This window comes from Arthrobacter sp. S2(2024), assembly GCF_036662515.1.
Taxonomy (GTDB): Bacteria; Actinomycetota; Actinomycetes; order Actinomycetales; family Micrococcaceae; genus Arthrobacter.
Map to the genome: position 1 here is coordinate 576,224 of NZ_JAYKZI010000001.1, position 13,429 is coordinate 589,652.

Consider the following 13,429-nt stretch of genomic DNA (forward strand, 5'->3'; position numbering starts at 1 on the left):
GGTCCCTATTCCTCGCCGGCTCCCGCCGGAACTCCGACCCGGTCGCTGCCCGCGTAGACGTTCAAGCTGGTCCCCCGGCTGAAGCCCACCAGCGTCAGGCCGGTCTCCTGTGCGAGCTCCACTGCGAGGCTGGAGGGTGCGCTGACGGCGGCCAGGACCGGGATCCCTGCGAGCGCCGCCTTCTGGACCAGCTCGAAGGATGCCCTCCCGGAGACCTGCAGGACGGTGCCGCGCAGGGGCAGCATTCCTTCGCGCAGCGCCCAGCCCACCACTTTGTCCACCGCATTGTGCCTCCCCACGTCTTCCCGCAGGCACAGCAGCTCGGCAGCACCGTCGTCGTGGATCCGGAAGAGTCCGGCGGCGTGTACTCCCCCGGTTTTGTCGAAGACCGCCTGTGCTTCACGGAGACGGTCAGGCAGCGCGGCCAGAACCTCCACCGGGACATTCAGGGGGTCGTCCTCGGGGCTGAAGTGTGAGGATTTACGCACTGCCTCGATGGAGTCGGTGCCGCAGATCCCGCACGAGCTGGAGGTGTAGACGTTGCGCCCGGTCTCCGGCAGGACGACGTCGGGACGCAACTGGGCTTCCACCACGTTGAAGGTCTGAACGCCGTTCTCGTCCTCGCCGGCACAGAAGCGCAGGGAAATGAGCTGGGCCGGGTCCCAAATAACACCTTCGGAGACCAGGAAGCCCGCCACGAGGTCGAAGTCGTCGCCAGGGGTCCGCATGGTCACCGAGAAGGACATGTGCCCCAAACGCACCTCGAGCGGTTCCTCGACGGCCAGGAAGTCCTCGCGGTAGCGGACCGGGTGCTCCAGGGCCTGGGCGGAGCCGTCCAGGACGAATTTGTGCACCTTGCGGCGCTGGGTCACCCGTCCCATCTCAGCTACCCACCTTCCCGGCGGGTTCCGCATGCCCGGCGGCTTCCCCGTGTCTGACGAACCGCACCGTCATGGCCTTGTAGCCGGGGGTATTGGATTCACGGGCAACGAGCTCCCGGTGGACCAGGGCGTTGGCCTCGGGGAAGTACGCGGCGGCGCAACCCTTGGCCGTTGGGTAGGCAACCAGCCGGAACTTGTCCGCCCGGCGCTCCGTTCCGCGGAAAGTGGAGATGACGTCCACCATGTCCCTGTCTTCGAAGCCGAGTTCGCCGAGATCGTCCTCGTGGACCAGGATCACGCGGCGGCCTTCGGAAATGCCCCTGTATCGGTCGTCGAGCCCGTAAAACGTGGTGTTGTACTGGTCATGGCTGCGGACTGTCTGCAGGATCAGGTGGCCGGCAGGGGCTTCGAGGTACTCCAGTGGGCTCACGGTGAATCGTGCCTTGCCGATGTCCGTGGCGAACGTGCGGGTGTCGCGTGGCGGGTTCGGCAGCACGAAGCCGTTCTTGGTCCGCACCCGCGCGTTGAAGTCCTCGAAGCCGGGGATCACCCTGGAGATGTGGTCGCGAATGACGTCGTAGTCTTCGGCCATGGCCCGCCAATCAACGGGGTGGTTGTCCCCGAGGACCGCCTGCGCCATGCGTGCGACGATGACGGGTTCGCTAAGCAAATGCTCCGAGATCGGAGTCAACCGGCCCTGCGTGGAGTGGATGACGGACATGGAGTCTTCAACGGAGAGGATCTGCCGTCCGCCCGGGTGTTTGTCGTCCGTGTCCGTGCGGCCCAGGGTGGGCAGGATCAGGGAGGTCTTGCCGTGTACAACATGGGCGCGGTTGGGCTTGGTGGAGATATGGACCGTCAGCCCGGCTTTCTTGAGCCCTTCCTCCAGGGCGACGGTGTCCGAACCTGCCGCGGCGAAGTTGCCGCCCATGGAAACGAAGACGTCCACCTCGCCCTTCTCCAAGGCGTGCTGGGTTTCCACGGAGTCGTATCCGTGGACCCGCGGTGTGGTGAATCCAAACTCTTTGTCCAAGGCTGCCAGGAAGCCTTCGGACGGTTTCTCCCAGATGCCCATCGTGCGGTCGCCCTGTACGTTGGAGTGGCCGCGCACGGGACAGGCGCCGGCACCGCGTTTGCCGAAGTTCCCCTGCAAGAGCAGCAGGTTGATGATTTCCCGCAAGGTGTCCACGGAGTGCGGCTGCTGGGTGAGGCCCAGCGCCCAGCAAATGATGGTGCCCTTTGACGCGGCGAGCATGCCGGCCACCTTGGTGATTTCGATACGGCTCAGGCCCGTGGCGCGTTCCGTCTCTGCCCAGTCCAGGGTAGCCCGGGCTTCGGCGTAGGCCTCGAAACCGTTGGTCTGCGCCTCGATGAAGGCGCGATCAACCACGGTTCCAGGCTTCCGCTTCTCCTCCTCCAACAGGAGATGGCCCAGCGCTTGGAACAAGGCAAGGTCGCCACCCACCTTGATCTGGAGGAATTCATCGGCGATGTCCGTGCCGCCGCCTACCACGCCGTTGAGCGACTGGGGGTCCTTGAAGTTCAGGAGCCCGGCTTCCGGCAATGGATTGACGGCTACGACCTTGCCGCCGTTGTTCTTGCAATCACGCAGGGCTGAGAGCATGCGCGGATGGTTCGTGCCGGGGTTCTGCCCCACAACGAACACCAACTGAGCTTCATGGATGTCTTCCAGGGAGACAGTGCCCTTGCCGATGCCGATGGTCGGGTTGAGGGCGCTTCCGGAAGACTCGTGGCACATGTTCGAACAATCGGGCAGGTTGTTCGTGCCCAGGCTGCGGGCGAACAGCTGGTACATGAAGGCTGTCTCGTTGGCCGTGCGCCCCGAGGTGTAAAAAACGCAGCGGTCCGGCGTGGTGGCATTCACGTGCTCGCCGATCAGGGCGAAAGCATCCGTCCAGCTGATCGGCGAATAGTGCGTCTCGCCAGGGCGGATGACGACGGGCTCGGCAATGCGGCCTTGGCTGCCGAGCCAGTATTCGGTCTTGTCCCCAAGCTCGGCCAGGGAGTGCCGGGCCCAGAACTCCGCGTCGACCACGCGTGTGGTGCTCTCCTCGGCGATTGCCTTGGCCCCGTTTTCGCAGAACTCGGCGGGACTGCGTTTGCCCGTGATGGACTCCGGCCAGGCGCAGCCGGGACAATCGAAACCGTCCCGCTGGTTGACGCGGAGCATTGACTTGACGGTCCGGCTGACACCCGCTTGGGACCAGCCCCGTTCCAATGCCACAGTGACAGCTTTGACGCCCGCCGCGGAGCGCTTGGGTGGGTGGATCTGGAGGTCATCTTCATTGATGTCCTGCTCGGGAGCATGCCTGTTCATGTCCCCATCATTGCAAGGCCTGACTCTCTAATCCACCCGCGTCCATCCCGCACCTGAAACTCTCAGCCCGTCAGGGCGCTCCAGTCCACCGGACCGGACGAAACCTTCCGTGCTGGCTTGGCAGGAGTCTTCTTGGCCTTGTCCTCCGGTGGCTTCGGCCGGGGAAGCGGCGGCCCCCACGGCAATGGAAAAGCTGGCACTGCCTCTCCAAGTTGTACGCCGTGCGGCGGCACCACCATGATTCCGTCCGCACTGGCGAGGCCGCGCATCATCCCGGGCCCCGCGTGCTGGGCCGGCGACGCCAAGCCGTACACAAACCTGAAGGGAAACAAGCGCGTGCGCCCGGGGTCGGCGTCGAGCATTGCACCGCAAGGAACCTCGCCCACCTCGGGCAGTGTTCCGTGACCCAGACCCGCGAGGAGCGGCGCGCCGATCGTGAAGAGGACCATCATGGCCGCGAGCGGATTGCCTGGGAGGCCCAGCACGAAGCGACCGTCCGGCAACTCGGCCAAAACGCCGGGATGTCCCGGCCGCATCGCAATTCCATCAATCAGCAAGCGGCCACCCAGCTCCGCAATGGCCCGACGGAAGTGGTCCGTCCCCGAACGGCCGGTACCCCCGGTGGTGATGACGACGTCGGCGGGTGGCGCGTCCGGCGACAGCTCACCTTCCTCAAGGGCCGAGAGCCATTCGTCATAGGAGTCGCCCACCTTGATTTGCTCGCCGCGGATCCCGCCAAGGAGCTCGACGACGGCGCCAAGCTGGGGACCGAAAGTATCCCTCACGCGCCCGGGGGCCGGGACACCCGCGGTCACTACCTCGGCGCCGGTCAGCACCATTTTCACGAGGGGCTTGCCCAGGACGTCCAGTTCATCACGTCCGGCCAGGGCGGCCAGGGCGAGATGGGCCGGGTTCAGGACGACGCCTGATTTGATCAGCAGCTCGCCCGCCGCGGCTTCTTCTCCAGCGTCGCGGATGTGTTGCCCGTTGCGCGGTTCGCCGGGCTTCGCGTTCCCGCCGAGCGCGAGCAGTGGTAAGCCGTCTTCGTCCGTGGTCAGGACCCCGCTCTCCCTCCGCAGAACGGCCTTGGCCCCGGGCGGGATCAGGCCACCCGTGGCGATCGGGCTGGCTTGGTGCGGTGCCAGCCGATGGCCGGGTTCGGCGAGGATCCATGGACCGCTGCCGTTGACTGCCCAGCCATCCATCGCGGAGGACGCGTAGTGCGGCAGGTCCTGCAAGGCGTGGACATCCGAGGCCAGGGTCCTGCCGATGGCGTCCTTCAGGGCAACGGGTGCGGCGGGAATGGGCGTGGCGCTATCGAAGGCAAGTTGCCGCGCCTCGGCCCACAAGTGGTCGGCATGCGGGACATGCTCGGGGGCTTCCGTCATCCGGCGTCAGTTCCGGGGTTCGTATAGTCCTTCGCGAGCGTGCGTGCCAGGCCCAGGGCTGCATCCATCGACTCAGATTGAGTGGCTTGTCCGGACCCCGCGGCAAGCCCGGCCGCAAAGCCCGCAATGAAGGTTGTCAAAGGAGCCGCCGGCCGGACCACCGAATGGGCTGCAACGCCCGCCAGGGACAGGATCTCGTTGATGTCGATCTCGACGTCGTCCAACTCATACGCTTGCAGCAGGCTCCTGCACCATTCCTCGAGCGTTTCTTCCTGGCTCTTCACGATCCGCCTCCACTGTCCGGTACAGCTGTTGTCACGGCAGGTCGCCGTCCACTCCAAGCGCCGCGGCGTCATCCCAGGTATCCACGTCATCGGTGGACCCTGCGGGGACAGGCACGGCCAGCAGATCAAGCCTAGCAAGCAGGCGGAAAACCGCGGCGTTGACCAGGCCACGTTCTTCTCCGGCAGCTTGCACTTCGCGCTGCAAAGCAGATACGCGGTAGATCCCGAGCAGCGGCTGCTTCCTACCGTCGCCGGATACGGACATGGCCCCATCCGTGTCCTGGTGGCCTGCAACTTCCCGGAGCAGGACCGGAACCGCGGCGGCGGCCAGGGGCATATCGCAGGCCAGGACGAGAACCCAGGGCGCGTGCTTCGTGGACGGCTCCTTGCCGTTTTGCGTTTCGCCTCCGTGCCCCAGGGCGAGGAGTCCGGCGGCGATCGCGGCTGCGGGTCCGGCGAAGGGCGGCTCCTCCCGCGCGGTCAATGTGCCGTCCGGCAGAGTGCCGGGATCCGGGCCGACGACGACGACGCTTCCCGCACCGCGTGCGGCCGCCACGGCGCGCTCAAGGAGTGTGGCGCCGTCGTATCTCAACTGGGCTTTGGGCACGCCGCCGAGGCGGGAGGACTTGCCACCCGCCAATATCACCGCATCAAAGTCCACCCGCCCAGATTACCCGGGAAGCGGGCTCAATTCCGGTTCAGGCCGCCGACTCGGGCAGGAGGAAGGGATCCCATGCGGGCGCAGGTTTCTCAAGCTCCTTGATTTGCCAGATAGTCCCGGTGGGCGCCGCCGGAGTGAACCTCAGTTTCCAGCCCATCTCGGCTGGGGTGTGGTCACTCTTGGCGTTGTTGCAGCGCAAGCACGCTGCCACCAGGTTTTCCCAGGAATCCGCGCCGCCCCTGGATTTGGGGTGGACGTGGTCAATGGTGTGCGCTGCTTTCCCGCAGTAGGCGCAACGGTGACCGTCACGGCGCAAGACGCCGCGGCGTGTGACCGCCGTGATGGTGTTGTACCTTGGCCGGATGTAGCGATTGAGCAGAATCACGGAAGGACGTCCGAGAATCTCTTGTGGCCCGACGACAGGCTCGTCGCCTTCGGCCACTACGCTCGCTTTTCCGGTGAGCACAAGGACCAGCGCCCGGCGGAAGGTTACTACCGCCAGCGGTTCATATCCAGCATTCAGAACGAGTGTGCGCATGCACGTACCTCTTCACGGCCGCACCCGTCAGGGGCGCGAGGGCCGGCTGCCCTCTGCATGTACGGGCTGTGGATCGACAACCTAAGAGTAAACACCAGAAGGCCAGATCAACGAATCCATGCGGGGGTTCCAGCGCAGTGTCGGTCAAAGTTCATGTGCCGGACACGTAAGCGCACGCTCGTTAAAACAGGACATCCCCACCGGCGGACCAGCGGGGATGTTCCAGTGAAGCTATGTAACCGGGGCTATTTAGCCACCAACGCGGATGAAGACCGGGCCGGAGCCGACATTGACGCTGTAAAGGGCGGTGGTGCCACCGTTCCAGCCGCCGTGGACTGCCATGCCGTTGCCGACGTAAACAGCGATGTGGGCCATGCCCATGCCACCGTTCTGGTAGTAGACCAGGTCTCCCGGCTGCGCTTCAGCAGCGCTGACCGTACGGCCAAGGGAGAGGTAGTCTGCCGGCCAGCCGTGGAAGTTGATGCCAACAGCGGCCAGGGAGTTCGAGGCCAGGGCAGTGCAGTCCTGGGCAACGCCAAGCTGAGCGTAAGCTGCGGCAGCAATCGCTGCGCCCTTGCCGCTGGCAACCTTCGTGGCGGGCGAAACAGCAGCGGTCACAGAAAGCGTCGAGGAGCCGGTAGCGGCACCCGTGGCAGCCTGCGAAGCCGGAGCGGCTTCCTGGGTGGCAACCGGAGCTGCGACAACCGGAGCAGCTTCGGTGGAAACCACCGGGCGTTCGTACTTGATGGCGACGGAGGAGTCGGCCGAAATGCTGGCTTGGGCGATGGACTGGACTTCCAGGGCGGAGGTCGAAGTGGACTCGCGGGGAACGTTGGTTTCTGCAGCGTTGGCTGCGATACCGCTAGTGAGCACCAGACCGGAAGCAGCTGCGATAACGGCTGCCTGACGGCCTACGCCACCGGCGTTGCTGCCGACAGTCTTAGCGATAACGGCAAGCGAGTTGGTCTTGGTGACCGCGGCACGGTGGCGCGCAACAGTAGAGCGTGAAGACACGTTAAGAGGCCTCTCCCTATGCCCGCGAGGTAAGCTGTCGGATTCGGATGGGAGTCATCCGGCCACACTCCTCCCTCTCGGAAGTCGTGCGACTTAACCCCAAGGCCATCGGTGAAGATGACCAAAAGTGGGTCCCCCGCCTCTGCCAGACGATGTTTTGCGAACGGAACCTCGGGCAGTGGCAGAGCTAGGCAATCCACCCGAGTGCATCAACTCTCTAAAAGTTGATGCGAGTTAGACGGTACATGAGTTTTGGCTGAATGTCACATTCAGGTCACGGAGCGTGACAAGCATGCGAGAGACTTCCATCGGATCGGCTACAGCCAGCCCAGGGGGTCAACGACGTCGCCGTTGACCATGACTTCAAAGTGGAGGTGGCAGCCCGTGGAGGCGCCCGTAGTGCCGCTCAATGCGATGACATCGCCTCGGCCAACCGTTTGGCCCACCTGGACGTTGAACGACGACAAATGGTTGTACGTGGTTTCCAGGCCGTTGCCATGGTCCACCACAATGCGGTTTCCGCCGCCATACGGATGCCAGCCGGCGAAGGTGACCTTGCCGGCCGCGGCAGCATGGACCTGGGTGCCGCACTGGGCCACGAAGTCCTGGCCGCGGTGGAACTCCCCCAAACCGCCCGTGATGGGATTCACGCGGTAGCCGAAAGGCGAGGCCGTGGTCAGGGTGTCCAGGGGCGCCCCCAGGGTGCCCTTGGAGGACGAGGTCTTGATGGTGCCGACGGACTGTGCGCTCAAGAGCTGCTTGAGCTTGCTGTCCGGATCCGCAGTGGTTGACACTGCGGCACGGCTGAAGTCGATCGTGGCGCTTGCCGCGGCCGGAATCTCGGGCTGGGTGCCCACAGCCGAGGCGGCCTGGCTTGAATCCGCCGTGGCCGTCATGGCGCCGGTGCCCGGCATGGCGACTGTCAGGATGAGGCCCGTCGTGGCGAGGGCCACTCCGGCCTTCTGTCCCGCTCCGCTCGCGGCGGCGAATTCGGCCATCTGCCGCAAAGGACCCTTGCGGCGGCGAAGTTCGCGATGGGGATCGCGCGGCCGCTCGTGCTCGACGGCGCTTGTGCTCCGCAGCTCAGCAGTAGGACCGGACGCGCGCCTGCGGCCCCTGGTGTTCTGCGTGGTCAAGGTTTTCCTCTCTGGCAAGCCTGCGAAGTTAGCTGTCGGATTCGGGCCAGAGAGATCGTGGACCCGGTCCGCGCGAAGCGCACGAAACGCAAGGTACCCGGAGGGGCCTTGCGTTGTTTGCACTTCCGCTACGGACTTCACCCCAAGGCCGTCTTTCGACAGCCGATGGTGGTTCCTCCGTTTCTGCCAGTGAATGGACTAATCCACCTGATCCGCTGGCAGAACTCGGCTTCGGATCAGGTAACGCTTTGGTATCGGCGCCAGTATTTAACTATAGGGGATTAAGCCCCACGGTAATAATTTCGTTATCTTTGCGGGCGACCCCGCCGGGCCGGCTAGGCGACCGTGACAAACACGTGCGAGGCGACCTCAGGCGGCAGCTCCAGCGCGCCCTCGATATTGGGCACGCGAACGGAGATGTACTCCCCTACGCGCTCCAGGGACACCCTGGCGCCCGGGCGGATTCCGCCCTCGTCCAACTGGACCAGAAGTTCCGGTTCCACCTGGATCGGTTCAGCCAGCCGGCTGACGGTGACCCGGTTTTCAGGTGAATATTCGTTCATCGCGTCAAGAAGGTTGACCACGCCATCCGTAAAGGCGTGAGACGCGGCTCCACCCAGCGCTTCGAGTCCGGGAATGGGGTTGCCATAGGGCGATTCCGTGGGGTGGTCCAGCAACTCATAGAGCCGCCGTTCCACGCGCTCACTCATGACATGCTCCCAACGGCACGCTTCATCGTGCACGTAGGCCCAGTCCAGTCCAATGACATCTGCCAGGAGCCGTTCGGCGAGCCTGTGCTTGCGCATGACCTCGGTGGCGCGTTTCCGGCCCGTTTCAGTCAGCTCAAGGTGCCGGTCGTTGGACACAATCACCAGGCCGTCGCGCTCCATCCGCCCGATCGTCTGGGAAACGGTGGGGCCGGAGTGCCGCAAGCGCTCGGCGATGCGGGCGCGAAGAGCCACGATGTTCTCTTCTTCAAGCTCCAAAATGGTCCGAAGATACATCTCAGTGGTATCGATCAGATCCGTCATCCAGCTCAGCTCCTCGAGCGCAGTATCTTGCGTATTTTCGCCAGCTCCAAGCTTAGCTTATTTGGAATTACTCCGGATAATTCCGGCGCTTGTCCACCGCCCGGTCCGCCGTCCTCTCCTGAGCCGGCCGAACAATGGTTTCCACGTGGCGGACTATGACACCTTCGGTTCTGCCCCCGCCTGCGGTGTCAGGCAGAATTGGGGAGTCGAAGGGGCAGCTTGCCACCTGCCACGACCCATCTAGGCCGCTACTTCACCATTGGAGCATCCCGTGAGCGACAACAGCATCACCATCCCCGCCGATTTGCTGCCCAAGGACGGCCGCTTCGGCGCCGGGCCCTCCAAGGTCCGCCCGGAGCAGATCGAGGCCCTCTCCGCCGCCTCGACAACGATCCTCGGCACCTCCCACCGCCAAGCACCCGTCAAAAACCTGGTGGGCTCCGTCCGCGAGGGACTTAGCCAGTTCTTCCGTGCGCCCGAGGGCTACGAGGTGATCCTCGGCGTCGGAGGCTCCACCGCGTTCTGGGACGTCGCCAGCTTCGGCCTGGTCGAGAAGAAGGCCCAGCACCTCTCCTTCGGTGAGTTCGGTTCCAAGTTCGCTTCGGCGACCAACAAGGCACCCTTCCTTGAAGCTTCCTCCATCATCACGTCCGAGCCTGGTACCCGGCCGGTTTCCCAGGCCGAAGCAGGCGTGGACGTGTACGCGTGGCCACAGAACGAAACCTCGACGGGTGTCGCCGCTCCGGTCAAGCGGGTTCAAGGCAGCGACGACGGCGCCTTGGTCCTGGTGGATGCGACGTCCGCAGCCGGCGGCCTGGATGTTGATGTTGCCGAAGCCGACGTCTACTACTTCGCCCCGCAAAAGAACTTTGCGTCCGACGGAGGCCTGTGGCTCGGCCTCTTCTCCCCCGCCGCCTTGGAGCGCGCCGCCCGTATCAAGGCAAGCGGCCGCTGGATCCCCGATTTCCTCGACCTGCAGACGGCCATCGACAACTCGAAGCTCAACCAGACCTACAACACGCCGTCCCTGTCCACCTTGGTGACATTGGATGCCCAGGTCCAGTGGCTCAACAAGAACGGTGGCCTGGATTTCGCTTCCGGACGCACCGCGGACTCCGCAAGCCGTATCTACAGCTGGGCAGAGGCTTCCGACTACGCCACCCCGTTCGTGGCAAAGGCCGAGGACCGCTCCAACGTCATTGCCACGATCGATTTCGATGACTCGATCGACGCCGCGGCCATCGCCAAGGTGCTCCGCGCCAACGGGATCGTGGACACGGAGCCCTACCGCAAGCTGGGCCGCAACCAGCTGCGCATCGCTACCTTCGTTGCCATCGAGCCGGACGACGTCTCCGCATTGCTCGCCAGCATCGACTTCGTGGTGGGCGAACTGAAGAAGTAAGGGCCTGCCGCATTCCCGCGGTCAGGGCTGGTCAGCGTCGTCCGGGTGGGGATCCCGGGCGGCGCTGTCCCTTTTAACGGCGTCCCTATTAGCTGGACCCGCGCCTTGGGACTCAATCCGGAAGAACCGCATCCCGCCGGCGCTGCGGTCGAAGCGGAGCCGCAACTGGCGCGCGCGGATGATCCACACGATGCCGACGACGGCGGTGCTGGCGCCCGCGGCAGCGGCCACTCCCACTGCCCACCGGGGTCCGGCGACGTTGGACACCCAGCCGACGAACGGTGCACCGATGGGCGTTCCACCCATGAAGATGGCCATGTAGAGTGCCATGACCCTGCCGCGCATGACAGGTTCGGTGGTGGACTGCACGTAGCCGTTGGCGCTCGTGATCATGGTCAGGGCAAACAGTCCGCAGGGAATCAGCGCCAAGGCAAACATGGTGTAATTCGGCGCGAGGGCGGCCAGCCCGCTCGCGAGGCCGAACCCGCCTGCCGCCGCGAAGATGAGCCGCATGCGTGGCCTCCCTCGCCGGGCGGAAAGCAATGCTCCTGCGACGGAGCCGATCGCCATGACCGAGTTGAGCAGCCCGAATGCCCCCGCGTCCATGCCGAACTCCGTGCCGACCATGGCCGCGATGAAGAGGACGAAGTTCAGTCCGAACGTGCCCATGATGAAGATCGCGACGAGGACAACCACAATGTCCGGGCGGTTGCGGACGTAGCGAAGCCCTTCACGGATGCGGCCTTTGCCAGCGGCGGCGCGGGGTTGGACGCGCAAGGAGGAAAGCGGAATGGCCCGGATCGCGCCAAGCATCGCGAGGAAGGTCAGGGTATTGATCATGAATACCCAGCCCGGCCCCACGGCCACCGTCAACACGCCGGCCACCGCGGGACCGATCATGCGGGCGACGTTGAAGGATGCGCTGTTCAACGCGACAGCGTTGGAAAGATAGTCGTCCTTGACCAGCTCGGACACGAACGTCTGGCGGACGGGGGCGTCAAGTGCCGAGACGACGCCAAGCAAGAGCGCGAACACGTAGACATGCCACAACTGGGCCGCACCGCTTAGGACCAGGAGTCCCAAGCCCGTGCTCAGGACCGCCATGGCCGATTGCGTCATGACGAGGAGCCTGCGCCGGCTGTAGCGGTCGGCAAGCAGTCCGGCCCACGGCGCCAGGAAAAGCTGTGGACCCAGTTGGAGGGCCAAGGTCACGCCCATCGCACCGGCATCGTGGTTGCTCAGATGGGCGAAGACCAGCCAGTCCTGGGCAGTCCGTTGCATCCACGTGCCGATATTGGAAACGAGCGCACCGATGAACCAAATGCGGTAGTTAAGGACACCGAGCGATTTGAAGGTGGACATCAGTTGCCACCTTCACGAAATTCACTCGCCGGGTCCGCCAAGGGCTAGTCAGCCTCGATGTCGTCGGCGTCGTCGCTCTCTTGTTCGTCACCCGGGGCGGCGACGTCCTCACGGGAAGGGTCGCCGTCGTCGTCCGCGTCAACGGGGACGCCGGCTTCCTCCGCCTCCTCTGCCGCGGTAGCCTCGTCCTCCGGACGGACGCGCTTTGCCCACGGCACCCATTCAGGAGCGAGGATGGAGTCCTCGGACGGCAGCAAGCCAAGCTCGCTGACGGTGACCACTTTGGAGCGCGAGTTGCGGGTCACGACGGCGTACCACTGCCACCCGCCGTACCCGGCCAGCCGCGATTCGAACAGGTGCGTGACGACGCGTTCGCCTTCCGAGCGCGCGGCAATATGCGGCCCGATTTCTGCCGGCTTGGCAATGGTCTCCACCGCATTGCGGGCGACGTCGACGGCGGCCGCCAGGAAAGCGTCCGGCTTGCCGACGCGCCACACAGGAATGCCGGTGCGGGGTTTCGCCGTTGATGTCATGGCAGGTTTAGGCTTCCAGCTCGTCGGCAACCTTGCGCAGGGCTGCTGCGATGGCTTTGCCCTTGGCGCCTTCAGGGTACTTGCCGGCGGACAACGTGCCGGAGAGGTTGTCCAGTACAGATACGAGATCCTGGACTACCGGAGCGAGCTCGCGGGCGTTCATGCGCTTGGCCTTGGCGATGGAAGGCAACTTGTCCAGGACCCGGAGGCCCAGCGCCTGGGCGCCCCGGCGACCGTCGGCGACGCCGAACTCAACCCGGGTTCCTGCCTTGAGATCCGCTACGCCTTCGGGCAGTGCGGATTTGGGCAGAAACACTTCCTGGCCGTCCTCTGCTGCGAGGAATCCGAAGCCTTTTTCCTTGTCATACCACTTGACCTTGCCGGTGGGCACGTAATCAACCTTCTTCGTTCTTACTTGCGAGACACAGCCGGCACGCCACCGCATCCGCAGGAGACTGCGGGAATAGGGGTGACTGCCTGGACCATGTTGGTCTATTGCTTCAAGGTTATCCTGCCCGGCCACCGATTCGCGCTTTGAGACCCCGCAGGCAGGTCCCGCCGCCTTTTGCCCGCGGCCAGGCTGCACCCTCGCCTGGAACAGGGGATGCGGCCCGGGACTGTTAGCGTTGCTTCCATGATTCCCCACGACTTCCGCCGCCCGCTCACGATCGTTGCCGCCGTCGTCGCAGTCCTGTCCCTGGCTTCCGTAGCCGCCGTCATGGGGATCGCTTTCGCCAACGGAGTGGCACCGGTGTGGGTCACGTCCGCCGCTCTCTACGGGCTGCCGCTCGCCTTTATTTTGATGGCCGCGCTGGTGGTGGACGCTGTGTGGGCGCGGCGTCGGCAATGAGCAGCCGGAAA

General features: G+C 64.8%; 14 protein-coding genes and 2 riboswitches. Of the genes, 2 read left to right on the plus strand and 12 right to left on the minus strand.

Going from position 1 to position 13,429, the window contains the following annotated elements:
- Window positions 1-5 precede the first annotated feature (5 nt).
- The 9 genes from fdhD to VLA65_RS02630 all read right to left on the minus strand — a co-directional run bounded on the left by fdhD (window position 6) and on the right by VLA65_RS02630 (window position 9,271).
- Window positions 6-881 (minus strand): formate dehydrogenase accessory sulfurtransferase FdhD, encoded by an 876-nt coding sequence (fdhD, locus tag VLA65_RS02590; protein ID WP_332601710.1) that lies wholly within the window; start codon window positions 879-881, stop codon window positions 6-8.
- 1 nt (window position 882) lies between these two features.
- A complete protein-coding gene (locus VLA65_RS02595) occupies window positions 883-3,219 on the minus strand; it encodes an FdhF/YdeP family oxidoreductase (protein ID WP_332601711.1) in 2,337 nt (778 codons plus the stop codon).
- A 62-nt stretch (window positions 3,220-3,281) separates the two neighbouring features.
- Window positions 3,282-4,607: a molybdopterin molybdotransferase MoeA gene (locus VLA65_RS02600; RefSeq protein WP_332601712.1), complete on the minus strand. Its 1,326-nt coding sequence runs from the start codon at window positions 4,605-4,607 to the stop codon at window positions 3,282-3,284.
- Window positions 4,604-4,891 carry a DUF6457 domain-containing protein gene (locus VLA65_RS02605; RefSeq protein WP_332601713.1) on the minus strand — a complete coding sequence of 96 codons (288 nt, stop codon included), beginning with the start codon at window positions 4,889-4,891 and terminating at the stop codon, window positions 4,604-4,606. Before VLA65_RS02605 ends, VLA65_RS02600 begins: the two co-directional genes overlap by 4 nt.
- A gap of 31 nt (window positions 4,892-4,922) precedes the next feature.
- Window positions 4,923-5,552 carry a molybdenum cofactor guanylyltransferase gene (mobA, locus tag VLA65_RS02610; protein WP_332601714.1) on the minus strand — a complete coding sequence of 210 codons (630 nt, stop codon included), beginning with the start codon at window positions 5,550-5,552 and terminating at the stop codon, window positions 4,923-4,925.
- A 37-nt stretch (window positions 5,553-5,589) separates the two neighbouring features.
- Entirely contained in the window at window positions 5,590-6,090 is a 501-nt protein-coding gene (locus VLA65_RS02615; protein ID WP_028266173.1) for an HNH endonuclease, read from the minus strand.
- A 249-nt stretch (window positions 6,091-6,339) separates the two neighbouring features.
- The gene (locus VLA65_RS02620) at window positions 6,340-7,104 is read right to left on the minus strand and encodes an NlpC/P60 family protein (protein WP_059388194.1); all 765 of its coding nucleotides are present in this window, start codon (window positions 7,102-7,104) and stop codon (window positions 6,340-6,342) included.
- 5 nt (window positions 7,105-7,109) lie between these two features.
- A riboswitch (cyclic di-AMP (ydaO/yuaA leader) is annotated at window positions 7,110-7,276 on the minus strand.
- Between the two features lie 145 nt (window positions 7,277-7,421).
- Window positions 7,422-8,240 (minus strand): M23 family metallopeptidase, encoded by an 819-nt coding sequence (locus VLA65_RS02625; protein WP_306962992.1) that lies wholly within the window; start codon window positions 8,238-8,240, stop codon window positions 7,422-7,424.
- 2 nt (window positions 8,241-8,242) lie between these two features.
- A riboswitch (cyclic di-AMP (ydaO/yuaA leader) is annotated at window positions 8,243-8,450 on the minus strand.
- Between the two features lie 125 nt (window positions 8,451-8,575).
- Complete coding sequence (locus tag VLA65_RS02630; RefSeq protein ID WP_059388195.1) at window positions 8,576-9,271, minus strand: metal-dependent transcriptional regulator; 696 nt, start codon at window positions 9,269-9,271, stop codon at window positions 8,576-8,578.
- A gap of 271 nt (window positions 9,272-9,542) precedes the next feature.
- On the opposite strand from VLA65_RS02630, the gene serC reads away from it, so the two are divergent.
- Window positions 9,543-10,673: a phosphoserine transaminase gene (gene serC, locus VLA65_RS02635; RefSeq protein ID WP_332601715.1), complete on the plus strand. Its 1,131-nt coding sequence runs from the start codon at window positions 9,543-9,545 to the stop codon at window positions 10,671-10,673.
- A gap of 21 nt (window positions 10,674-10,694) precedes the next feature.
- On the opposite strand, the gene VLA65_RS02640 is transcribed toward serC, so the two are convergent.
- Genes VLA65_RS02640 through VLA65_RS02650 form a run of 3 tightly spaced genes read right to left on the minus strand, consistent with a single transcriptional unit; the run spans window position 10,695 to window position 12,959 of the window.
- Entirely contained in the window at window positions 10,695-12,035 is a 1,341-nt protein-coding gene (locus VLA65_RS02640) for an MFS transporter (RefSeq protein ID WP_332601716.1), read from the minus strand.
- A 44-nt stretch (window positions 12,036-12,079) separates the two neighbouring features.
- On the minus strand, window positions 12,080-12,568 hold the full coding sequence (locus tag VLA65_RS02645; RefSeq protein ID WP_084784410.1) for a DUF3027 domain-containing protein: 489 nt from the start codon (window positions 12,566-12,568) through the stop codon (window positions 12,080-12,082).
- A 7-nt stretch (window positions 12,569-12,575) separates the two neighbouring features.
- Window positions 12,576-12,959 carry a cold-shock protein gene (locus tag VLA65_RS02650; protein ID WP_059388199.1) on the minus strand — a complete coding sequence of 128 codons (384 nt, stop codon included), beginning with the start codon at window positions 12,957-12,959 and terminating at the stop codon, window positions 12,576-12,578.
- 243 nt (window positions 12,960-13,202) lie between these two features.
- On the opposite strand from VLA65_RS02650, the gene VLA65_RS02655 reads away from it, so the two are divergent.
- Entirely contained in the window at window positions 13,203-13,418 is a 216-nt protein-coding gene (locus VLA65_RS02655) for a hypothetical protein (protein ID WP_332601717.1), read from the plus strand.
- Window positions 13,419-13,429: the final 11 nt, after the last annotated feature.